The sequence below is a fragment of the Pseudomonas sp. TSO6 genome (genome assembly GCF_056098905.1).
On sequence record NZ_JBLZWV010000015.1, the window covers coordinates 78694 to 100665 of the forward strand.

18 protein-coding genes are annotated in these 21972 nt (G+C 62.7%); 4 read left to right on the forward strand and 14 right to left on the reverse strand.

The genetic code is table 11. The features are described from left to right. The first annotated feature begins 9 nt into the window (after positions 1-9). The gene (locus ACN6NG_RS04715; RefSeq protein ID WP_063422217.1) at positions 10-423 is read left to right on the forward strand and encodes an NUDIX hydrolase; all 414 of its coding nucleotides are present in this window, start codon (positions 10-12) and stop codon (positions 421-423) included. On the opposite strand, the gene metR is transcribed toward ACN6NG_RS04715, so the two are convergent. After that, positions 407-1324: a transcriptional regulator MetR gene (gene metR, locus ACN6NG_RS04720; RefSeq protein WP_012273904.1), complete on the reverse strand. Its 918-nt coding sequence runs from the start codon at positions 1322-1324 to the stop codon at positions 407-409. The two genes, ACN6NG_RS04715 and metR, sit on opposite strands and share 17 nt — an antisense overlap. A 196-nt stretch (positions 1325-1520) precedes the next feature. On the opposite strand from metR, the gene ACN6NG_RS04725 reads away from it, so the two are divergent. Then, positions 1521-2516, forward strand: a complete 996-nt coding sequence (locus ACN6NG_RS04725; RefSeq protein ID WP_063422216.1) for an alpha/beta fold hydrolase — start codon at positions 1521-1523, stop codon at positions 2514-2516. A 157-nt stretch (positions 2517-2673) separates the two neighbouring features. Here the strand turns inward: ACN6NG_RS04725 and ACN6NG_RS04730 are convergent, their stop codons facing one another. The 7 genes from ACN6NG_RS04730 to ACN6NG_RS04760 form a co-directional block, all read right to left on the reverse strand. Beyond that, the gene (locus tag ACN6NG_RS04730) at positions 2674-3009 is read right to left on the reverse strand and encodes a GlpM family protein (protein ID WP_474313098.1); all 336 of its coding nucleotides are present in this window, start codon (positions 3007-3009) and stop codon (positions 2674-2676) included. Positions 3010-3034: 25 nt separating this feature from the next. Further along, positions 3035-4363 (reverse strand): two-component response regulator AauR, encoded by a 1329-nt coding sequence (gene aauR / locus ACN6NG_RS04735; RefSeq protein ID WP_063422215.1) that lies wholly within the window; start codon positions 4361-4363, stop codon positions 3035-3037. Then, on the reverse strand, positions 4360-6264 hold the full coding sequence (gene aauS, locus ACN6NG_RS04740; protein ID WP_016498200.1) for a two-component sensor histidine kinase AauS: 1905 nt from the start codon (positions 6262-6264) through the stop codon (positions 4360-4362). The genes aauR and aauS overlap by 4 nt, the downstream gene beginning before the upstream one ends. A 69-nt stretch (positions 6265-6333) precedes the next feature. Further along, on the reverse strand, positions 6334-7068 hold the full coding sequence (locus ACN6NG_RS04745; RefSeq protein ID WP_016498201.1) for an amino acid ABC transporter ATP-binding protein: 735 nt from the start codon (positions 7066-7068) through the stop codon (positions 6334-6336). After that, positions 7065-7736 carry an amino acid ABC transporter permease gene (locus ACN6NG_RS04750; protein ID WP_016488795.1) on the reverse strand — a complete coding sequence of 224 codons (672 nt, stop codon included), beginning with the start codon at positions 7734-7736 and terminating at the stop codon, positions 7065-7067. The genes ACN6NG_RS04745 and ACN6NG_RS04750 overlap by 4 nt, the downstream gene beginning before the upstream one ends. Continuing rightward, entirely contained in the window at positions 7737-8483 is a 747-nt protein-coding gene (locus ACN6NG_RS04755; protein ID WP_016488794.1) for an amino acid ABC transporter permease, read from the reverse strand. Between the two features lie 142 nt (positions 8484-8625). Continuing rightward, positions 8626-9543, reverse strand: coding sequence for a glutamate/aspartate ABC transporter substrate-binding protein (locus tag ACN6NG_RS04760; protein WP_063422214.1), 918 nt, complete (start codon positions 9541-9543; stop codon positions 8626-8628). A gap of 339 nt (positions 9544-9882) precedes the next feature. Here ACN6NG_RS04760 and ACN6NG_RS04765 point away from each other — a divergent pair, with 339 nt between their 5' ends. Continuing rightward, on the forward strand, positions 9883-14010 hold the full coding sequence (locus ACN6NG_RS04765) for an NEL-type E3 ubiquitin ligase domain-containing protein (protein WP_063422213.1): 4128 nt from the start codon (positions 9883-9885) through the stop codon (positions 14008-14010). Positions 14011-14045: 35 nt separating this feature from the next. Here the strand turns inward: ACN6NG_RS04765 and glpD are convergent, their stop codons facing one another. From glpD to ACN6NG_RS04785, 4 genes are all read right to left on the reverse strand, one after another. After that, complete coding sequence (gene glpD, locus ACN6NG_RS04770; protein WP_169725161.1) at positions 14046-15575, reverse strand: glycerol-3-phosphate dehydrogenase; 1530 nt, start codon at positions 15573-15575, stop codon at positions 14046-14048. Positions 15576-15774: 199 nt separating this feature from the next. Further along, positions 15775-16530: a DNA-binding transcriptional repressor GlpR gene (glpR, locus tag ACN6NG_RS04775; RefSeq protein ID WP_016498205.1), complete on the reverse strand. Its 756-nt coding sequence runs from the start codon at positions 16528-16530 to the stop codon at positions 15775-15777. Positions 16531-16631: 101 nt separating this feature from the next. Further along, entirely contained in the window at positions 16632-18131 is a 1500-nt protein-coding gene (gene glpK / locus ACN6NG_RS04780) for a glycerol kinase GlpK (protein ID WP_063422211.1), read from the reverse strand. A gap of 51 nt (positions 18132-18182) precedes the next feature. After that, positions 18183-19034 (reverse strand): MIP/aquaporin family protein, encoded by an 852-nt coding sequence (locus tag ACN6NG_RS04785; protein ID WP_353456290.1) that lies wholly within the window; start codon positions 19032-19034, stop codon positions 18183-18185. Between the two features lie 302 nt (positions 19035-19336). Between ACN6NG_RS04785 and ybaK the strand changes: the two genes are divergently transcribed. Next, a complete protein-coding gene (ybaK, locus tag ACN6NG_RS04790) occupies positions 19337-19807 on the forward strand; it encodes a Cys-tRNA(Pro) deacylase (RefSeq protein ID WP_012273891.1) in 471 nt (156 codons plus the stop codon). A gap of 121 nt (positions 19808-19928) precedes the next feature. On the opposite strand, the gene ACN6NG_RS04795 is transcribed toward ybaK, so the two are convergent. Further along, positions 19929-21038 carry an ABC transporter ATP-binding protein gene (locus ACN6NG_RS04795; protein WP_016498208.1) on the reverse strand — a complete coding sequence of 370 codons (1110 nt, stop codon included), beginning with the start codon at positions 21036-21038 and terminating at the stop codon, positions 19929-19931. Next, entirely contained in the window at positions 21035-21955 is a 921-nt protein-coding gene (gene argF / locus ACN6NG_RS04800; RefSeq protein WP_016498209.1) for an ornithine carbamoyltransferase, read from the reverse strand. The genes ACN6NG_RS04795 and argF overlap by 4 nt, the downstream gene beginning before the upstream one ends. Positions 21956-21972 lie beyond the last annotated feature (17 nt).

Sequence of the window (21972 nt, forward strand, 5' to 3'; positions counted from 1 at the left end):
AGCTGATCCATGCCGAACATAATCCGCATCGCCGCCGCCCTGCTGATCGACCCCCAAGGCCGCACCCTGCTGGTGCGCAAGCGCGGCACCGGCGCTTTCATGCAGCCAGGCGGCAAGATCGATGCCGGTGAAACGCCGGTGCAGGCACTGGTGCGCGAGTTGCACGAGGAGCTGGGCTTGCACATCGACCCGGCCCAGGCCGTGCACCTGGGCCAGTTCAGTGCCCCAGCCGCCAACGAGCCAGGCTTCGAAGTGCAGGCCGAACTGTTCCGTGTCGACAGCGCCGCAGCCGTGGTCCCGGCTGCGGAGATCGAAGAGGTTGTCTGGCTGGCCGCTGACCAAGCGCCCGCCATGCAACTGGCGCCGCTGACCCGCGACCTGATCCTGCCGCTGTACCGCCAGGCACTCAACGCACCGCGCTGACCCCATCGAGGGTGGCGAACGAGGTGTCTTTGGCGGTCAGCAAAAAGTCGCGCATGTATGGCGCATCGAGCATGTCGGTGCGCACGGCGGCATAAAGGGTGGCGAACAGGCCTTTCTCACCCAGGCGTTTGCCCTTCACATAGCCGCGCGAGCTGTACTCGTGCAGTGCCCAGTGCGGCATGCCGCATACCCCGCGGCCGCTGGCCACCAGCTGCATCATCATTACCGTCAGCTCCGAGGTGCGTACGGCGGCCGGCTCGATGTCGGCCGGCTCCAGGAAGCGGGTGAAGATGTCCAGGCGGTCGCGCTCCACCGGGTAGGTGATCAGCGTCTGGTCGAGCAGGTCTTGCGGCACCATGTAAGGCTTGCTGGCCAGCGGGTGCTGGTTGGCCACCGCCAGCATTGCCTCGTAGGTGAACAGCGGCACGTACGTGATGCCTGCCAGGTCCACCGGGTCGGAGGTCACCACCAGGTCCAGGTCACCGCGGGCCAGTGCTGGCAGGGGGGCGAAGGCAAAGCCGGAGGCCAGGTCCAGCTCCACTTCCGGCCAGGCATCGCGGAACTGGTCGATGGTCGGCATCAGCCACTGGAAGCAGCTGTGGCATTCGATGGCCATGTGCAGGCGCCCGGCAGTGCCACCGGCCAGGCGTGCGATGTCACGCTCGGCGCCGCGCAGCAGTGGCAGGGTGGCATCGGCCAGTTGCAGCAGGCGCAGCCCGGCGCTGGTGAAGCGGATCGGCTTGGTCTTGCGCACGAAAATGGGCAGGCCCAGGCGCTCTTCAAGCTCCTTGAACTGGTGCGACAGCGCCGACTGGGTCAGGTGCAGGCGCTCGGCGGCCTCCACCAGGCTGTCGGCTTCGCGCAGGGCATGAAGGGTTTTCAGGTGACGGATCTCCAGCACTGCTGACTCCGGGGTGTAGGTTTGAAGAAACAGGGAATGAGTTGAGTTTCTCTCATGTTGGCGCGGCTGTCGACTGGGCGTTCGGCCGCACCGCCTGGCGGGAGTCATGAAACTGTCACCGAACTGTGGCAGCGCGCTCGAACAGAATTCATCAGACTCGCGCTCTACTGGGGATCTGCATTCTGGTGTTTCTTCCATGCGGGCTTTTTGGCTTTTTCTTTTTTTGATATTCAGCGTACCTGCGAGTTTCGCCGAACAGCGTTGTGACGCCCAGGTGCCGGTGCAGCGTGCCGAACTGGGTGCGGTCAGCCTGGTGTACCAGAGCGTCGGGGCGCCTGGTGACCCGGCCTTGCTGCTGGTCATGGGCCTGGGCGGGCAACTGATCCATTGGCCGGACGATGTGGTCGAGGCCTTGTGCCGCCAGGGCTTTCGGGTGATCCGTTATGACAACCGCGATGTTGGTCTGTCGCGCTGGAACCAGATGCCACCGTCGGCCCACCTGACGGTCGAGCTGTTACGCTACAAACTGGGCCTGCCGGTGGCAGCGCCCTACACGCTGACGGACATGGCCGATGACGGCTTGCACCTGATGGACGCGCTGGGCGTGCGCCAGTTTCATGTACTGGGCGTGAGCATGGGCGGCATGATCGCCCAGCATCTGGCGGCCATGGCACCCGAGCGCGTGCGCAGCCTGACGTTGGTCATGTCCAGTTCAGGGGCGGCTGGGCTGCCGGCGCCGGATCCGGCATTGGTGCAGTTGCTGGCCCGGCGCAGCGCGCCAAACCGCGAAGTGGCCATCGAGCAGCAGGCCGACCTGCTGGCGGCCCTGGGCAGCCCCGAGGTGCGGGACGACCGCAGTGTGTTGCTGCACCAGGCGGCAGTCGCCTACGACCGGGCGTTCAACCCTGATGGGGCCAAGCGCCAGATCATGGCGATACTGGCCGAGCCGAGCCGTGTCGAGCTTTTGAACCAGCTTCGTGTGCCGACCCTGGTGGTGCATGGCACCGCCGACCCGTTGTTGCCGGTTATGCACGGCGTGCACCTGGCGGCGCACATTCAAGGCAGCCAGCTGCAGCTGATACCGGGGCTGGCGCACCGCTTTCAGGAGCCGTTCAAGGCGCCGCTGTTGGGGGCCGTGTTGCCTTATTTGCAGGCGCACAGGCAAGAGGTCAAGCACATCGCAGGGCTGTAATCAGAAGGCTGGCGCGGTTCATTGTGGGAGCGGCCTTGCGTCGCGAAAGGGGCGCGTAGCGGCCCCAGGAATCAAGCCACCCTGCAAAAATGCCGGGGCCGCTTTGCGGCCCTTTCGCGACGCAAGGCCGCTCCCACAGGGTTAGCGCGAATTTTGATCAGTGCATCCGCACCCACAAGGTCACCAGCACGGTCGCGGCTATCAGCCACGCTACCGTGGCCAGCGCCATCGACGCCTCCAGGCGCAGGCGGTCGACCAGCACGTACAGGGTCGCCAGGTACACGAAATACGGAATGATCAACCACATGCCGAACAGGATGGTGGTCTTCAGGTCGGCAATGCTGCGCCCCTTGCCAACGATGTAGTGGGCAATCAGGGCAAAGGTGGGAAACAGCGGCACCAGCCCGGCGATGTAGTAGTTGCGCGTCTTCGACAGCACCGCCAGCAGCAGCACCACGCCAGCGCCCAAGGCAGCTTTGAATACCAGATCCACGTTTTCTTTCCAGTTCAGGTTGAGGTCAGCCGAGGCCGTACTTTTTCACTTTGTCGAACAGCGTGGTCTTGGCCATGCCCAGCTCCTGGCTGGCCTGGCTCAGGTTGCCGCCCGTGCGCTGCAGGGCATCGCTGAGCAGGTTGCGCTCGAACGCCTCCACCGCTTCGGCAAAGCCCAGGCCCTGGCTGGTGCCGCCGCTGGGGCCTTTCTTGAAGGCTGGCAGGCCAAGGGCATGGCGTTCGGCCACGTTGCGCAACTCGCGCACGTTGCCCGGCCAGTCGTGGGCCATCAGGCGTGAGAGGATCTGGCTGTCCAGCGCCGGTGCTTCACGGTCGAAGCGCAGTGCGGACTGCTGGAGGAAGTGCTCGAACAGCTGCGTGATGTCTTCACGGCGCTCGCGCAGGGGTGGCAGCTCCAGGGTCACCACGTTCAGGCGGTAGTACAGGTCGCTGCGGAACTGGCCGCTCTGGCCCATGCTGTCGAGGTCGGCCTTGGTCGCGGCGATTACCCGGCAGTCCACCGGGATGCTCTGGTTCGAACCTAGCCTCTCCAGCGTGCGTTCCTGCAGTACGCGCAGCAGCTTGATCTGCAGGTTGATCGGCATGCTCTCCACTTCATCGAGGAACAGCGTGCCACCGTTGGCGTGTTCGATCTTGCCGATACGGCGTTTGCCGGCGCCGGTGAAGGCGTTGGCCTCGTGGCCGAAAATTTCGCTTTCGAACAGGTTCTCCGGCAGGCCGCCACAGTTCAGCGCCACAAAGGGCTGGCCCTGGCGCCGGCTGAAATCGTGCAGGCAGCGGGCGACCAGTTCCTTGCCGGTGCCGGTCTCGCCCTCGATCAGCACGTTGGCCGACGTATCGGCGACGTTGGCAATCAGTTCGCGCAAGTGTTCCATGGCCGACGAACGCCCGATGATGCGCCCCTCCAGGCTGCTCTGCTCGGCCAGTTGGCGGCGCAGGGCCACCACTTCGCGCGACAGCCCGCGATGTTCGAGGGCGCGGCGCACCACGTCGACCAGGCGTTCGGGGGAGAACGGTTTTTCCATGAAGTCGTAGGCGCCGTTGCGCATGGCGCCGACCGCCATGTCGATATCACCGTGGCCGGTGATCAACACCACCGGCAGGCTGCGGTCACGGGCCTTCAGGCGGTTGAGCAGCTCCAGGCCATCGATGCCCGGCAGGCGGATATCGCTGACGACGATGCCGGCGAAATCGTCGCCGATGCGTTCCAGCGCTTGTTCGGCGCTGCCCACGCCTTCACAGGCGATATCCTCCAGGGCCAGGGCCTGCTGGCAGCCGAGCAGCACATGCGGGTCGTCTTCGACGATCAGGACGGTAAGAGGCGCTTGGTTCATGGGTGCTCTGCCGATTCGCTAGGGGGGGAGACCAGGGGCAGGGCCAGGACGAAGGCCGTGCCGCCGGTGACGGGGTGCTCGACGTTGAGGCTGCCCTTGGCGGCGGCGGCAAGGCTCGCCGACAGGGTCAGGCCCAGGCCCAGGCCATGTTCGCCCGGTTTGGTGGTGAAGAACGGTTCGAACAGGTGCTTGCGCGCCTCGGCGTCGATGCCGTGGCCATTGTCGCGCACCTGCAGGCGGTACTTGTCGCCTTGCAGCTCGCCTTCCAGCCACAGTTCGGGCAACGGTTGCGCGGCCATGGCATCGAGGGCGTTGCCGATCAGGTTGACCAGGATCTGTTCCAGGCGGGTTTGGTCGATGGCCAGTTGCTGGTCCTCGAACTGGTGGTGCAACTGCAAATGGCAGGCGCTGATGCGGTTGGCCAGCACCTGCAAGGTAGCTTCAACCGCCTTGGCCAGCGAGGCCTGGCCGCTGTCGTCACCACGCCGGGCGAACGAGCGCAGGCTGGCGGTGATACGCCCCATGCGGTCGATCAGGTCGTTCATGGTGCGCAGGTTGGTGCTGGCGGTTTCCAGTGCCCCGCGTTCGAGGAAGCGCACGGTGTTGCCAGACAACGTGCGCAGCGCGGCCAGCGGCTGGTTCAGCTCATGGGCAATGCTGGTGGACATCTGCCCGATGGCGGCCAGCTTGCCAGCCTGCACCAGCTCATCCTGGGCGTGGCGCAAGGTTTGCTCGGCATGTCGGCGCTCGCGAATCTGGCCTTTCAGGCGTTCGTTGCTGGCGCGCAGGTCTGCCGTGCGTTCGGCAATGCGCCGTTCCAGCTGGCTGTTGGCTTCCTCGAGGGCCTCGCGGGCCGCCAAGCGGGTGGCGATGACCTTGCGTCGCTCGTTCCAGGCAATGCCGAGGATTGCCAGCAAGGCAAATGCCACGCCCACCAGGATGCCCTGCACCATGGATTCGCGGCGCAGGTCCTGCAGCGGGGTCAGCAGGGTAAAGTGCCAAGGCGTGTCGGCCAGGCGCCGGGTCTGGGCCAAGTAGGCGACTTCGTGCGGCTTGCCCTGGGCAGTCTCGCTGTTGGCCGGGAAGGTCAGTTTTTCCACGCCATCGGCCAGGGTTTCCCGGGCCAGTGGCTGCAGTTCGTTGAGCGGCCACCAGTAGTATTGCAGGCTGCGCGCCAGGCGCTCCTTGATTTGCGGGGTCAGCGGCCGCACCGATTTCAGGCGCCGGGCCGGGTCACTGGAAAGGATGATGATGCCGTTTTCGTCGCTGACGAACGCCTCCAGGCGGGCACGCTGCCAGCGCTCTTCGAGGGTGTCCAGGCGCACCTTGATCACTGCCACGCCAATGATCTTGCCGTGCTCTTCAAGCCCATGGGCCAGGTAATAGCCGGCCTCGCCCGTGGTGCTGCCGATGCCGTAGAAACGCCCGGGCTCGCCGCGCACGGCGGTCTGGAAGTAGGCGCGGAACGACAGGTCTTCACCGAGGAACGAGTCGGCGTCGCGCCAGTTGCTGGTGGCCTGTACCCGGCCATTGGTATCGAGGACGAAAATGGCGCGGCTGCGGCTGCGCCTGTTCAGGCCTTCGAGGTATTCGTTGACCGCCTGGCGGGAGCCGCCGTCCGGGTCGGTGAGCAGGTGCGAGACGCTGTCTTCCAGCTCCAGCAGGCTCGGCAGGTAGGTGTATTTGCTGATTTCGCTTTCGACCGTGCGCGCATGCAGCTCCAGCTGGCGTTCGCCGTTTTCGCTGAGGGTGCGGATGCCGTTGCTCTCGCTGATCAGGTAGCCAGCCAGCCCTAAGCCGACCATCAGCAGGATGATCAGTGGCGGTAACAGCAATTGGCGGATCAGACGGGATTTCACGGCAGGCTTGGCAGGGCGAAGTAGCGAGGGGTCGCATTTCATCACAGTGGCCTTGTCACCACCAGCATCCGCTGCCCGGTGGGTCCCGTGGCAGCGGATGCTGTGGCCGGATCAGTGCTGCAGGATCTTGCTGAGGAAGTGCTGGGTGCGCTGGTCGCGGGCACTCTGATCGCCGAAGAACTCTTCCTTGGTGCAGTCTTCGATGATGCTGCCCTTGTCCATGAAGATGACCCGGTTGGCGACCTTGCGGGCAAAGCCCATTTCGTGGGTCACGCACATCATGGTCATGCCTTCGTGGGCCAGTTGCACCATTACGTCCAGCACCTCGCTGACCATCTCCGGGTCCAGTGCCGAGGTGGGTTCGTCGAATAGCATGACGATCGGGTCCATTGACAGCGCACGGGCGATGGCCACTCGCTGCTGCTGGCCGCCGGAAAGTTGGCCAGGGTGCTTGTGCGCATGCGCTGACAAGCCCACCCGCTCAAGCAGGGCGAGGCCCTTCTTGGTGGCTTCTTCCTTGCTCCGGCCCAGTACCTTGATCTGCGCGATGGTCAGGTTCTCGGTGATGGTCAGGTGCGGGAAGAGTTCGAAGTGCTGGAACACCATACCCACCCGCGAACGCAGCTTTGGCAGGTTGGTTTTCGGGTCGGAGATCGACGTGCCGTCGACCACGATGTCGCCCTTCTGGAACGGCTCCAGCGCGTTGACACACTTGATCAGGGTGGACTTGCCCGAGCCCGAAGGGCCGCAGACTACCACCACCTCACCTTTCTTGACCTCGGTGTTGCAATCGGTCAGTACCTGGAAGTCGCCGTACCACTTGTTGACGTTCTTGATGGAAATCATACGGTGATCCTTTTTTGCAGGCGCTTGACCAGCCACGAAGCGGAGAAGCTGATGATGAAGTAGACGACGCCGGCGAAGATCAGGAACTCATGGGAGCGCCCGATGATATCGCCGTTGGAACGTGCCGAGTTGAGGAAGTCCACCAGACCCACGGTGTACACCAGCGAGGTATCCTGGAACAGGATGATGCTCTGCTGCAGCAGCAGCGGGGTCATCTTGCGGAAGGCCTGGGGCAGGATGATCAGGCGCATGGTTTGCGCGTAGTTCATGCCCAGCGCCTGCGCGGCGCCCATCTGGCCTTTGGAAATCGACTGCACGCCGGCACGCACGATTTCGCAGAAGTACGCGGCCTCGAACATCATGAAGGCCACCACGCAAGAGGTGAACGCACCCACTGGCGTGTCTTCGCCGGTAATCCAGCGCAGTACGAACGGCACCGCCAGGTAGAACCAGGTAATTACAAGCAGCAGCGGGATCGAGCGGAAGTAGTTGACGTAGGCACCTGCCACACGTGACAGCAGCTTGCTCGACGACAGGCGCATCAGGGCCAGGATGGTGCCCAGTGCAATACCACCGACAACGCCCATGACCATCAGCTGCAGGGTCATGACCATGCCTTCCCACAGGGCAGGCAGGGCCGGGATGATTTCGCTGAAATCCATGTCCATTTACTTGCCCCCCACGGAAATCAGGCCAGGCACGGCGACTTTCTTCTCGACCATGCGCATCAGCAGCATCAGGCCCATGTTCAGGGTGAAGTAGATCAGCGTGGCCAGGGTGAACGCCTCGAACAGGTTGGCGGAGAACTCGGCGGTCTGCTTGGTCTGCGCCAGCAGCTCCATCAGGCCGATCAGCGACGCCACCGAGGAGTTCTTGAAGACGTTTAGGAACTCGGAGGTGAGCGGCGGAATGATGATCCGGTAAGCCTGCGGCAGCAGCACGTTGTTATAGATTTGCGGGAGGCTGAAGCCCATGGCGCGGGCAGCGGCTTCCTGGCCCTTGGGCAGCGCCTGGATACCGGTACGCACCTGTTCGCAGACGCGGGCGGCGGTGAACAGGCCCAGGCATACGACAACGCTGATCAGCGCCGAGGTGGTCGGGTTGAGGTCCTGCTTGAACCATTCCTGCAAGCCTTCCGGCAGCAGGTCCGGTACCAGGAAGTACCAGATGAAAAGCTGCACCAGCAGCGGCACGTTGCGGAACAGTTCCACGTAGGCGGTAGCGATGCCCGATACCAGGCGGTTCGGCACGGTACGCATGACACCGAGGAGTGACCCCAGCAGCAGCGCAATGATCCAGGCGGTGATGGCGATGGCGATGGTCCAGCCCAGGCCGGTGATGTACCAGTCCAGATAGGTTTCGCTGCCCACGCCGGTGGACTTGAAGAACACGCCCCAGTCCCAGTTGTAATTCATCGGGATTTCCCCTCAGACGGTTGTTTCACGGGCACCTTCGAGCATCCGGGGGCGCTTGGCGCCCTCGGATGAAAGGTTAGACACTAATGAGTGGCCTGCAGAATTGATTCGTGCTGTTGAGCACCAGGCCACTATCTGAGGATCAGGACTTCTTCTCGTCCGCAGCCTTGTCGGTCGGCTCGGCGATCAGCTTTTTCAGCTCGTCGCTCATCGGGAACTGCAGGTTCAGGCCTTTTGGCGGGATCGGCTGATTGAACCACTTGTCGTAGCTCTTGTTGACTTCGCCCGACTTGAAGTAGCCCACGATGGCGTCGTCGACCGCTTTCTTGAACGCAGCATCTTCCTTGCGCACCATGCAGCCGTAGATTTCGTACGATTGCGGGGTACCGGTGATGACCCAGTCGGATGGCTTGCGCGCCTTGGCCATTTCACCGGCCAGCAGCGCGTCGTCCATCATGAAGGCCACTGCGCGGCCGCTTTCGAGCATGTTGAAGGCTTCACCGTGGTCCTTGGCGGAAATCACGTTCATCTTCATCTGCTTGTCGGCGTTCATCGCCTTGAGGATGCGCTCGGAGGTGGTACCGGCGGTGGTCACCACGTTCTTGCCGGCCAGGTCCGGGAAGTCTTTGTATGCAGGCGCACCGTCCTTGACCTTGGTCAACAGGCGGGTACCGACTTCGAAGATGCCGACCGAGAAACCGACTTGCTGCTGGCGCTCGACGTTGTTGGTGGTGGAGCCGCACTCAAGGTCGACGGTGCCGTTCTGCACCAGCGGGATGCGGGTCTGGGAGGTGACGAGGTTGTACCTGACCTTGATGTCGGTGCCCAGTTGCTTCTTCAGGGCGTCGACCACGGCCAGCTGGATGTCGTGGGAGTAGCCCACGGGTTCCGGCTTGCCTGCCAAGTAGGAAAACGGAATGGAGGAGTCGCGGTGGCCCAGGGTGATGGTGCCCGAATCCTTGATCTTCTTCAGGGTGCCGGTCAGCTCTTCGGCCATGGCGGGCGAAGCAATGACTGCAGCCGCGATGGCGGCGCCCAGCAATTGACGAACGATACGCATCAAATTTTCCTCGACGTGTTTGTTTTTTTTATGGAGCCGTTGGCGGACTCTTTCGTTCAACGAATACAGCATGAAGCGGTGTGCATTCGGCTTCCAAGTGTAGAGCATGACTCGTGCCAAGCTCTGCCAATGATCATAACCCCCCGCAAAGCCTGGGCATGAACCCTATATGAAGGTTTTTGAGATTTGATACGTGGTCGGAACACCGAATGCGTGGGTTTCTTTTGTTCGGCAATCCGAATGAGGTCTGCCCGGTAGCCCTGTGCGTCAGCTTTAAGTAACACCTCGGCATGAACGGCAAATGTTGAGCTTGCTGCCTTATCATCAGGAGCTCATATCGTGTCCGTCATTCCCATCCCTTCCGATTCCGTCGATGCCTTCATTGCCCGCCAGCTTGCAGATTGGTTGAAAGGCGCCAATGTCGACCTTCTTCTGACATTGCACAGGGCGCTGCGTCATCAGCAGGCTGCTGCGGAAAATGTAAGAAACGCCTTGGCAGGGATTCCCAGCCTGGAGGCATTTGCCACGCCGCTGCTGGAGCAGGCATTGCGTGACCGGGGCCTGGCCGATGTCAATGTACGCACCATGCAGGTGTGCATCGAGCAAGATGTGCCGATGCCCAGCGCCGCGCCGCGCCTGCATACGCCCTGGAGAACCCTGCACAGCGTGCAACCCTTGCTGACAGCAGCACTGCACAACTTTCACGAGAGTGAGACCTCGCCGTCACTGCATCGGCGAGCATATCTGCAAGACGCTGACAAGGTGCGACTGCCAATGGCGTTCGAGGCGTTTGCCCGGTGCTGCAGAACGCTGGATATCGGTGGGCAGTATCAGCAGCTGATGCGTGCGCAACTGTTTCCGAAGAGCAGGCCTACGGCGCCGAAGGATTTCGCTCGTGTGGCGGTGGAGCGCATGCTGGAAGAGAGTCAGCGTGCCAAGCTGGACGTCGCGGTGCGCATGGCAAGGATCAAGTCCGAGTTGGACGAAGGCGACTACCTGCGCTTGTTGTCTGTCATTGCAAGCAAACCCATCGTGCCGGCGGTGCCCGGTATCGTCACACCTCGCCAGTTGTTCCTGTTGGGCAAGCGTATCCATGGGCTCGTCACCCTGGAGCTGCGCGAGAGCGCCGAGGGGCCGCTGGAGGGGATCATCTGCTGGGTACCGCAGGACCCGCATCGCCCGGTGGCCAAACACGCCTCGTGGGACGCCCTCTATCAGTCGTTGGCCAAAAAGCTCCGCGCGCCTCACTACCGATCCTTTTTCAGTCGTTTCATCAGTGAGCGTGATCGGGCGACCTTCACCGCCACCCTGGAGCGCCTGATCGAAGCCAGCAGCGTGCGAGCACCCGCTGTTCTGGATGGGCGCAACTTCGCCATCGAAACGCCGCTGTTCGCCTATTTGCGTAGCTTGCAGGTGGACAAGATGCTTGATGATGCAAGAATTCTTGCGGTACCCACTGCTGACGAAACCGCCATCGAACGCCATCAGCGGCTGGAAGCGCTCAAGAGCGCGGGGCTCGATGCGCTCAACCTGGCTGCACTGTTCATTCCGGTTTTAGGGGAGGTGATGTTCGCCGTGGCTGCGGTGGACGTGGTCAGCGAAGTCTACAAAGGCTATGCCGATTGGCAGATTGGCGACCGCCAAGGGGCGCTGGACCACCTGTTTGGTGTGGCCGAGAACGTTGCTGTCGGAGCCCTGGTGGGCGTCGGGGTCGCGGGGGTGGGCCGGGTGCTCGAGCGGGTGCCGTTTGTCGATGCGCTCACGCCCTTGCACGAGGGCGAGGGCCGCTCCAGGTTGGCGGCCTGGCAGGTCTCGGCCCATCACCTCGATGGCGGCGGCCCGCTGCTGCGCAGATTTGGCGGGGACTTCGCGCAAGCTACCGACCAGACCGCCGAAACGCTTCTTCGCATTACCGGGCTCGAACATGATCAACTGCGCCATCTGCATCTGCAAGAGCTGCCAGCCCCTGCACGGCTGTTCGATGCCCACGCACGCTATGAATGCCATGCAGTTAATCCTCTGCTGCGTGGCGACGCGTTCGAACGAGAGCTGGCGACTTGGCAAGGTACGCCCTCTGCGGCCGGGGCCGTATTGCTCAGGGCATTCCCAGGCTTGTCCGTGCGTGGCACCGAAGAAATCCTCGAACATGCAAGCGGTGAGCAAATCGAGGCGCTGCTGGCCAGTGGCCGTGTGCCATTGGCCATGGCCGAGCGTGCCCGCTGGTTCTTGCGCGAGAGTCGGCTGGACCGCGCACTGATCGGGTTCGAGCACGAAGGTGCGGTCAATACCGATACCCAGCGCCTGGCTTTGGAACTGATCGATGAACTGGCGCCATGGCCGCCGTCGGTGCGGATTGAGTTGCGCCTTGGGGAGTCGGGCGGTCGTCTGCTGGCGTCGAAGGGCGCCGACGACGCGTCGCAAATCACAAGCATCATCCAGACTCAGCAGGGGTATCACTTGGGTGAGCCCACCCCAGCAGGCCCGGCCACGGGCTTGTTGACCTGTTTGCTGCTCACCGTTGAAGACGCTCAGAAGGTGGCGCTTGGCGGTCCGCAACTGACGGCCACTGAACTTGGCCAAAGGCTCTCTCGACACGCCAGCGTCGATCGTGAAAAAACCGCGAGATCAATGGGCTTGCAGCCTATCGCAGAGCGCTATCGACCGCCGCAGCGAATGGCCGACGGCCGCAGCGGCTACGCATTGAGTGGCGGCGGCGAGAGCAGTCGCCAGGCAATTCGCCGCGGTATCCATGACATCTTTCCGACCTTGACCGACGCACAGCTGGACGCCTACCTGCGCGAACTGACGCGTCGTCGTATCGGGCTCTGGGAGCACTTGAGCAGTCTCCAGCAGCAGCTGGAAAACCTGCGCGGGGCGCTGGATACCTGGCAGGGGCAGCGTGTGAGCTTCGTGGATGGGCTCAGGCGGCGCCGCGTGGCCAGCCAGATCCGTCGCGCCTGGCGGCGCAAGACTGCTGGCATTGCCGGGGACGACTTCGTGGTGCATATCGACGGTGAACAGGTGGGCAGTTTGCCGACCTTGCCGGCCGGCATCGAGTTCGGCCATGTTCGGCGCTTGACCTTGCGCAACATGAGCCTTGAGCAGATTGATGAAGACTTTCTGCGTAGGTTCTCCCACCTGCGCGAGCTGGACTTGCGGGACAATCAGTTGACCACCTTGCCGGTAGGCCTGGAGCATTTGACCGAGCTGCGTTCGCTGCGACTGGCGGGTAACCGGATTACCGTTGATGCCGCAGGCAACCAAAGGTTGGCAAGCCTTTCGATGCTTCAGCGACTGGATATGAACTATAACCCGCTGGGCCAGGTTCCCGAGCTGGCTGGGTTGCCTCATTTACGCGAGGTGTCGCTGCGCGCAACTGGCCTGCAGGCCTTGCCAGAGGAGGCGCAGATGCCCTGGAGAGGCTTGGTGGATGTTCGCGAGAACCAGATACGCCAGCTGAACGGGGATTTGCGCAGCCTGCGCAATCGCCTGCAGCGGCTCTCAGTACATGACAACCCCTTGGACGAAGCCAGTGAAGCACTGGTGGCCCGCAGTAGCACTGTTGCGGCCACCCACCGCAACGACTCCTACCGTCACGCTGTTGCCGACAGCACCTTGCTGGAACGATGGATGGGCGCCGCCGACGATGCCATGCGCTCCCAGCGCACGCAGATCTGGACGCAGTTGTCCCAAGAGTCGCAGTCGACAGACCTGTTTCGCTTTCTATCGGATTTTGCACAATCAGATGACTTCCTCGATCACCCGCGCTACTACCGCGCCAGGGTATGGCGCATCCTCGAACTGTGCGCAGATAACACCGATGTGCGCGAAGCGGTGTTCTGGCAGACGCAGGGCCGCAGAACCTGTGAGGACCGCCTTTTGCTGATCCTCAGCCAACTGGAAGTCAGAGCCCATATTGCCTTGCATGCGGCAGGGGAAGGGGGCAGGCAGGCCGAAGCGACCTTGCTGAGGCTGGGGCGCTCGCTTTATCGCCTGGATGAGGTGGACAGCATCGCCGCTCGGCATATCCAGGAAATGCGCCAGAACCCCTATGCCGCCGTGGATGACATCGAGGTTTACCTGGCCTACCGGGTGTATCTGGCTGACAGGCTCGGCCTGCCGGCCCAACCGCGGCACATGAATTACATCGAGCACAGCGGTGTGAGTTCCACGCAGATCAGGCGTGCGGGCACAACAGTCCTCGCCGGCGAGAACACTGACGTGCTGAGCCAGGCACTGGCGCAACGAGAGTTCTGGCAAGGCTATGTGCGCAATCGCTACCATGAGCGCTTCGAAGCCCTTGCTGCGCCGTTTCATGAACAGCTGGAGGCCTATGAGCGCCAGGCCGGGGAGTCGGGCGAACAGCAGTACATCGAGCACGCCGCAGCCCTGATGGAAGCGCTCAATGGCGAAGAACGCGCTCTTTACCTGGAGTTGGCAAAGGAGGCATACGAGCGGGAGGGTTGAGCGCGGGCGACCGCCAGGCGGTCGCCGCGCAAGGTTCAGGCAGCGTTGCTGCAGGCGTCACGCTGAGCCAGGTAATCCGCCAGCGCGCGCTGTTCGGTTGCACTGGTAAACAGCCCCAGTTTGGTCCTGCGCCAGAGGATATCCTGGGTGCTGACGGCCCATTCGGTTTCGCGCAGGTAATCGACTTCCCGGGTGAACAGGCCACCGCCAATCGCCTGGCCCAGATCGTCCGGGCCGGTTACCCCTTCGAGCAGCTGCCAGGTGCGGCTGCCGTAGGTCACGGCCCAGCGCTTGGCGATGTCCGGGACCAGCCACTGATGCCGTGAGAGCAGTTCATCGACCAGTGCCTGGGGCGTGCTCATGCCTTCACCGCCGGGCAACGCTGCGTGGGCTGTCCAGCTCTGGCCCATCTGGCTGAAGAACGGCTTGAGCTCTGCCATGGCCGACTCGGCAAGCTTGCGGTACGTGGTCAGTTTGCCGCCAAACACCGACAGCAACGGCGCCTCGCCATGTGCGGCGGAAAGCGCAAGGGTGTAGTCACGCGTGACCGCGGACGGGTTGTCCGACTCATCGTTGCACAGCGGCCGCACGCCGGAGTAGGTGTGCAGGATATCGCCGCGGCTCAGCTGATGATTGAAGTGCGCGTTGACCACCTTCAGCAGGTAGTCGGTTTCTTGCTCGGTAATCGCCACCTTGGCCGGGTCGCCGCTGTACTCGCGGTCAGTGGTGCCGATCAGGGTGAAACGGTCCAGATACGGGATGCAGAAGACGATGCGTTGGTCTTCGTTCTGCAGGATATAGGCGTGGTCGCCTTCGTACAGGCGCGGCACGATCAGGTGGCTGCCCTGGATCAGGCGGATGCCGTACGGCGCATCCAGCTTGAGGTCGTCCTTGATGAAACTGGCGACCCACGGGCCGGCGGCGTTGACCAGGGCGCGCGCACGGATGTTTTGCAGGCTTCCATCGGCGTGCTGCAAGTCTACCTGCCACAGGCCGTCGACTCGTTCGGCACGCAAGCAGCGGGTGCGGGTGAGAATATCGGCACCGTGTTCGCGCGCGGCCATGGCGTTGAGCACTACCAGGCGGGCGTCATCGACGGCGCAGTCGGCATATTCGAAACCGCGCGTAATGGCCGGTTTGAGCGGGTAACCCGGGCCAAAGCGCAGGCTGCGCGAGGCGCCCAGGCGCTTGCGCTTGCCCAGGTGGTCATAGAGGAACAGGCCGGCACGGATCATCCAGGCCGGGCGCAGGTGCGGCCGATGCGGCAGCACGAAGCGCATTGGTTTGACGATATGCGGCGCCTTGGCCAGCAGTACTTCGCGTTCGGCCAGCGCCTCGCGTACCAGGCGGAATTCATAGTGCTCCAGGTAGCGCAGGCCACCGTGGATCAGCTTGCTGCTGGCCGACGAGGTGTGTTGCGCAAGGTCGTCCTTTTCACACAGGAACACTTTCAGGCCACGCCCGGCGGCGTCGGCAGCAATGCCCACGCCATTGATGCCACCGCCGATCACGGCGAGGTCATAGCAGTCGGCGAGTGATGGCTGGGACGAAACGGGCTGGGACACGGGCAAGGCCTCCTGGGAGCTGTTCACATCGAAAGTGAACATTAATGTTCGTTTGCGAAAATACTAGCGCAACAGAACGCCTGTCGCCAGCCAGTCTTTATAGAAAAAACTGATCAAATGACAATAAAGTGAACATTTTCGAAAATTTCGGCTGGGCGGTCTGCATCCCACACAGGTTGCGGCAAGCCCCCGCCACCCTTTAAACGACGTCGAGGCGGATCTTGTACTGGTTCAGCAGCTGAGTGAGGGTGGGGGTCGGCGCCTGATCGGTCACCAGGCAGTCGACCAGGCTGATCGAGCCCAGGCGCACCATGGCGTTGCGCCCGAACTTGCTGGAGTCCGCGGCAAGGATCACCTGCCGGGCATTGGCGATGATCGCCTGGGATACCCGTACTTCCTGGTAGTCGAAGTCGAGCAGGCTGCCGTCCTCGTCGATGCCGCTGATACCCACCAGGGCGAAATCGACCTTGAACTGGTTGATGAAGTCGACACTGGCCTGGCCGACCACTCCACCATCCCGGCGCACCGTGCCACCGGCCACCAGCACTTCGAAATCGTCCTTGGCAGCCAGGATCGCCGCCACGTGCAAGTTGTTGGTGATGACCTTCAGGTGGTTGTGGTTGAGCAGTGCGCGGGCGATGGACTCGGTGGTGGTGCCGATGTTGATGAACACCGAGGCATGGTCGGGAATCTGCCGGGCCACGGCGTCGGCGATACGCTGCTTTTCATCGCGCATCTGGTCGGCACGCATGGCGTAGGCCGTGTTTTCGATGCTCGAGTCATAGGCCGCGCCACCGTGGTAGCGCCGAAGCAGGTTGAGCTCGGCAAGCTGGTTGATATCTCGACGGATGGTCTGCGGCGTCACGACGAACAGCTGCGCCATTTCTTCGATACTGACGTAACCGCGCTCGCGCACCAGTTCGAGGATTTGTTGTTGGCGGGGGGGCAGATTCATGGGCGGTCCTTTGGGGCAGCCGGACAAATTCTGCAATGATGCCGTAGGAAGGGGATGACGGCCAGTGGACGATTGGGGCCGCGTGGCGGCCCCAATGTGTTTTACGCCTCGTGATCTTCCCAGTCACGGGTACGTTCGACGGCTTTCTTCCAGCCGGCATACAGCTTCTCTTTCTGCGTTTCATCCAGCTGCGGGCTGAACTCGCGCTCGATGATTGCCTTGTCGCGCAGTTCGTCCAGGCCGCTCCAGAAGCCGCAGGCCAGGCCGGCCAGGTAGGCGGCGCCCAAGGCTGTGGTTTCGCGCATTTGCGGGCGCTCCACGCACGTGCCGAGGATGTCGGCCTGGAACTGCATGAGGAAGTTGTTGGCCACTGCACCGCCGTCCACACGCAGCTCCGACAGGCGCTGGCCGCAGTCCTGCTGCATGGCATCGAGCACGTCGCGGGTCTGGTAGGCGATCGACTCCAGCGCGGCGCGGATGATGTGGTCCACCTTCACGCCACGGGTCAGGCCGAACAGCGCGCCACGGGCGTACGGGTCCCAGTACGGGGCACCCAGGCCGGTGAATGCCGGCACCAGATAGACGCCGTTGCTGTCCTTGACCTTGCTGGCGAAGTATTCGGTATCCAGGGCGTCGTTGACGATCTTCAGCTCGTCACGCAGCCATTGCACGGTGGAACCACCGTTGAACACCGCACCTTCCAGCGCATAGGCCACCTCGCCACGCGGGCCGCAGGCGATGGTGGTGAGCAGGCCATGGGACGATTTTACTGCCTGCTCGCCGGTGTTCATCAGCAGGAAGCAGCCGGTACCGTAGGTGTTCTTGGCCTGGCCGGGCTCTACGCACATCTGGCCGAACAGTGCCGACTGTTGGTCACCTGCGATGCCAGCAATGGCAATGCCGCTTTTTGTCTGGCCGTACACTTCTGAAGAAGAACGAACCTCTGGCAGCATCTGCCGAGGGATGCCGAGGATTTCCAGCAGCTTGTCGTCCCACTCCAGGCTATGGATGTTGAACATCAGCGTGCGCGAGGCATTGGTGTAGTCGGTGACGTGCACCTTGCCGCCCGAGAACTTCCAGATCAGCCAGGTATCGATGGTGCCGAACAACAGTTCGCCACGCTCGGCGCGTTCGCGGGCGCCGTCGACGTTGTCGAGGATCCACTTCAGCTTGGTGCCGGAGAAGTACGGGTCGGTGACCAGGCCGGTGGTGTCGCGAATGTAGTCTTCATGGCCGTCGCGCTTGAGCTGGGCGCAGATCTCGGTGCTGCGGCGGCACTGCCAGACGATGGCATTGTAAACCGGGCGCCCGGTTTCCTTGTCCCACACCACGGTGGTTTCGCGTTGGTTGGTGATGCCGATTGCGGCTACCTGGGCATGGCTGATGCCTGCCTGTGCCAAGGCCTCGACCATGGTCGCGCTCTGCGTGGCGAAGATTTCCATCGGGTCGTGCTCGACCCAGCCCGCCTGCGGATAGTGCTGGGCGAACTCGCGCTGGGAGGTGCCCACCACATTGGCGTCGCGGTCGAAAATGATGGCACGCGAACTGGTGGTGCCCTGGTCCAGGGCGATGATGTAGTTCTTGTCCTGGGTGTCTGTCATGGTCGTAGGCCTTGCGAGAATAGGAGGTCAGGGCTGGGCATGTAGCCGGCATCAATTGGCTTGAGTATCGCCCTGGCGATTGTCATTTGTCTCAGGGTTCGCGGCAGCTGCCATTGGCAAGTTGCGGGCAATCAGGCCGCGATAGGTCGCGGCACCCAGGCAAGCGCCAAGGATCGGTGCAAACACCGGAACCAGGAAATACGGTATGTCCCGTCCGCCAGTGAAGGCGATTTCGCCCCAACCGGCCAGGAAAGTCATGAGTTTTGGCCCGAAATCGCGAGCAGGGTTCATGGCAAAGCCGGTCAGCGGGCCCATGGCGCTGCCGATCACCGCGATCAGCAGGCCGATCAGCAGCGGGGCCATGGCGCCGCGCGGCAGGCCGTTGTTGTCGTCGGTCAGGGCCATGATCACCGCCATCAGGATAGCCGTGATGACGACTTCAACCAGGAACGCCTGGCCGGTGGACAGCGAGGGGTGTGGGTAGGTGGAGAACACCGAGGCCAGCTCCAGGCTGGCTTCGCTACCGCGCAACATGGCGTGGGCCTGTTCGAAATCGAAGAACAGGTTGCTGTACAGGGTGTAGACCAGCGCCGCGCCGCAGAACGCGCCGCATACCTGGGCCAGAATGTAGAAGGGGAGCTTGCGCTTGTCGAAACCGGCGAACAGGGTGAGAGCGATGCTCACTGCCGGGTTCAGGTGCGCGCCGGAAATGCCGGCGGTGAGGTAGATCGCCATGCTCACGCCGACGCCCCAGATGATGCTGATTTCCCACAGGCCAAAGCTGGCGCCGGCGACCTTGAGCGCGGCAACACAGCCGGTACCGAAGAATATGAGCAGGGCTGTGCCGAGAAACTCGGCCAGGCATTGGCTGGACAGCGTGGGTTGGCGTAGAGCAGTCGTCATGTATGACCTCGTTTTTTTTGTTGTGAGGCGCGTGGCGCTCGACAGCAAAGCCCGGTGTCGATCCCCATTGACCCGGGCAAATACAGGAAACGCACCTTAAAAGTGCGCCATTTGTTCAGAAGCGAAAAAATATAGACAAGAAACGCTGATGTCAAAGGTCGAAAGTGAACGACCAGTCACGAAATGGTCGTTAAAATTGGCTGCGAATCCGCGTACTAGAGGTGCGCGATTGCGGTGCGCTGGCTGCGCTGTGGGAATTGTCCTAAAGTAGCCGCCGAGCCGTCCCAGACCGGAGCCCTTGCATGACCCCCGCCCTAGACCTGTTGAAGAAGCATCGCGCCGAGCACCGTGTGCACAGTTATGAGCATGACCCCAAGTCGGCGTCCTACGGTCTGGAGGCGGCGGAAAAGCTCGGGCTCGACCCACAGCAGGTGTTCAAGACCTTGCTGGCGAGCAGCGAGAAAGGGGAGTTGCTGGTGGCGGTGGTGCCGGTGGTGGGCACCCTGGACCTCAAGGCCCTGGCCCATGCTGCCGGGGTAAAGAAATGCGAAATGGCAGACCCGGCGGCGGCGCAGCGGGCTACGGGTTATCTGGTGGGGGGGATCAGCCCCTTGGGGCAGAAGAAGCGCTTGCGAACCTTCATTGACGAATCAGCGCAGAATTTTGCAACCATCCATGTCAGCGCTGGACGGCGTGGGCTGGAAGTGGAGTTGGCGGCGGCGGTGCTGGCCGAGCATACCCAAGGCAAGTTTGCCGGAATCGGCAGAGGCTGAGATCTGGGGCTGCTTTGCAGCCCAATCGCGACACAAGGCCGCTCCCACAGGAGTTCTCGATTTCCTGTGGGAGCGGCCTTGTGTCGCGATTGGGCCGCAGCGCGGCCCCAGGGATCTGCAATCAGGTCGCGGAACTGTACCGACGCACGCCATTCTCCTGGCGCGGCAACTGCGCCGCAACGCTACCCGGCACCGGGAACAGCACCAGGTGATCGGCTTTCACCGCAATCCCCACATCTTCACCGACCTGAAGGTCGTTATGGCTAGGGAAGATCGCTTCCAGCTGGCTGCCAGTCGGCAGTTGCAGGCGGTACAGGGTCGATGCCCCCAGGAAGCTCTTGCCAACGATGTTCGCCTGTAGCGCGCTGCCCGGTGCATACACGATATCGTCGGGCCGCAGCAGCACGTCCACCGAACTGCCCGGTGCCATGATGTAGGCACGGTTGCCGCGCAGTTCTCCCAGCTCGGTATTGACGGCTTCGTGGCTGCTCATCTGCCCACGGATGAAGTACCCCTGGCCAATAAAGCTGGCCACGAACGGCGTCTGTGGTTCGTGGTAAAGGTTGTAGGGCGTGTCCCACTGCTCCAGGCGGCCTTCCTTGAACACACCAACCTGATCGCTGACAGCAAAGGCTTCTTCCTGGTCATGGGTAACCAGGATGGCGCTGGTGCCACGGCTCTTGAGAATATCGCGAACCTCATGGCTCAGGCGCCGGCGCAACTCCACGTCAAGGTTGGAGAATGGCTCGTCGAGCAGCAGCAACTGCGGTTCCGGCGCCAGCGCGCGGGCCAGGGCGACCCGTTGTTGCTGGCCGCCAGACAATTCGTGCGGGTAACGCCCGCCCAGGCCGCCAAGCTTGACCAGTTCGAGCATCTCTTCGATGACGGCGGCCTGGCGTGGGTGCTTGGCGATGCCAAAGGCAATGTTCTGCGCCACGGTCAGGTGCGGGAACAGCGCATAGTCCTGGAACACCATGCCGATGCGGCGCTTTTCCGGGGCCAGGGTGAAGCCGGCGCGGGAAATGACCTCGCCGGCCAGCTGGATCTCGCCTTCGTGCACCGGTTCGAAACCGGCAATGGCGCGCAGCGTGGTGGTTTTCCCGCAACCGGATGAACCCAGCAGGCAACCGATGTCGCCTGCGTTCAGGTGCAGGTTGAGGTTCTGGACGATGCGCTGGTCGCCGTAGCCGCAGGCGAGGTTGCGCAGGTTGAGCAGTAGGGGTTGACTCATGCGTGGTGGTAAGCCGGTTCTACAAGGAATTCGAGAAGCGCCTTCTGTGCATGCAGGCGGTTTTCAGCCTCGTCCCAGGCGACCGAACGTGGGTCGTCGAGCAGGTCCTGGCTGATTTCCTCGCCACGGTGGGCGGGCAGGCAGTGCATGAAGAGGACATCGGGTGCCGCCAGGTCGAGCAGTTCGCGGGTGACCTGGTAAGGCGCGAAATGCGCCAGGCGCCGTGCAGTTTCCTCCTCCTGACCCATGGAAGTCCAGACATCGGTGACCACCAGGTGTGCATCACGCACGGCTTCCTTGGCATCGCGGATGATCTGCACGCGGTCACCGCCCAGCGCCATGAAGCGCTGATCCGGCTCGTAGCCTTCGGGGCAGGCGATGCGCAGCTGGAAATCGAACTGCCTGGCGGCCTCGATATAGGAGTTGCACATGTTGAAACCGTCGCCGATCCAGGTCACGGTCTTGCCCTGGATCGAGCCGCGGTGCTCGAGGAAGGTCTGCATGTCGGCCAGCAGTTGGCATGGGTGCGACTCGTCGGACAGGCCGTTGATCACCGGCACACGCGACTTGGCGGCGAATTCGGTCAGGGTGCTGTGGGCGTGGGTACGAATCATCACCACATCGACCATGCTCGACAGCACGATGGCGCTGTCACCGATCGGCTCGCCACGGCCCAGCTGGGTGTCGCGTGGCGACAGGAAGATGGCCTGGCCGCCCAGCTGGATCATGCCAGCCTCGAACGACACGCGGGTACGGGTCGAGGATTTCTCGAAGATCATGCCAAGCACGCGGTTCTTCAGGGGCTCGAACAGCACGCCTCGTTTGCGCAGGTCCTTCAGCTCGATGCCGCGGCGGATCACCCCGAGCAATTCGTCGGTGGTGAAGTCCAGCAGGGAGAGAAAGTGCCTAGCGCTCATGATTGACTACCTTATCT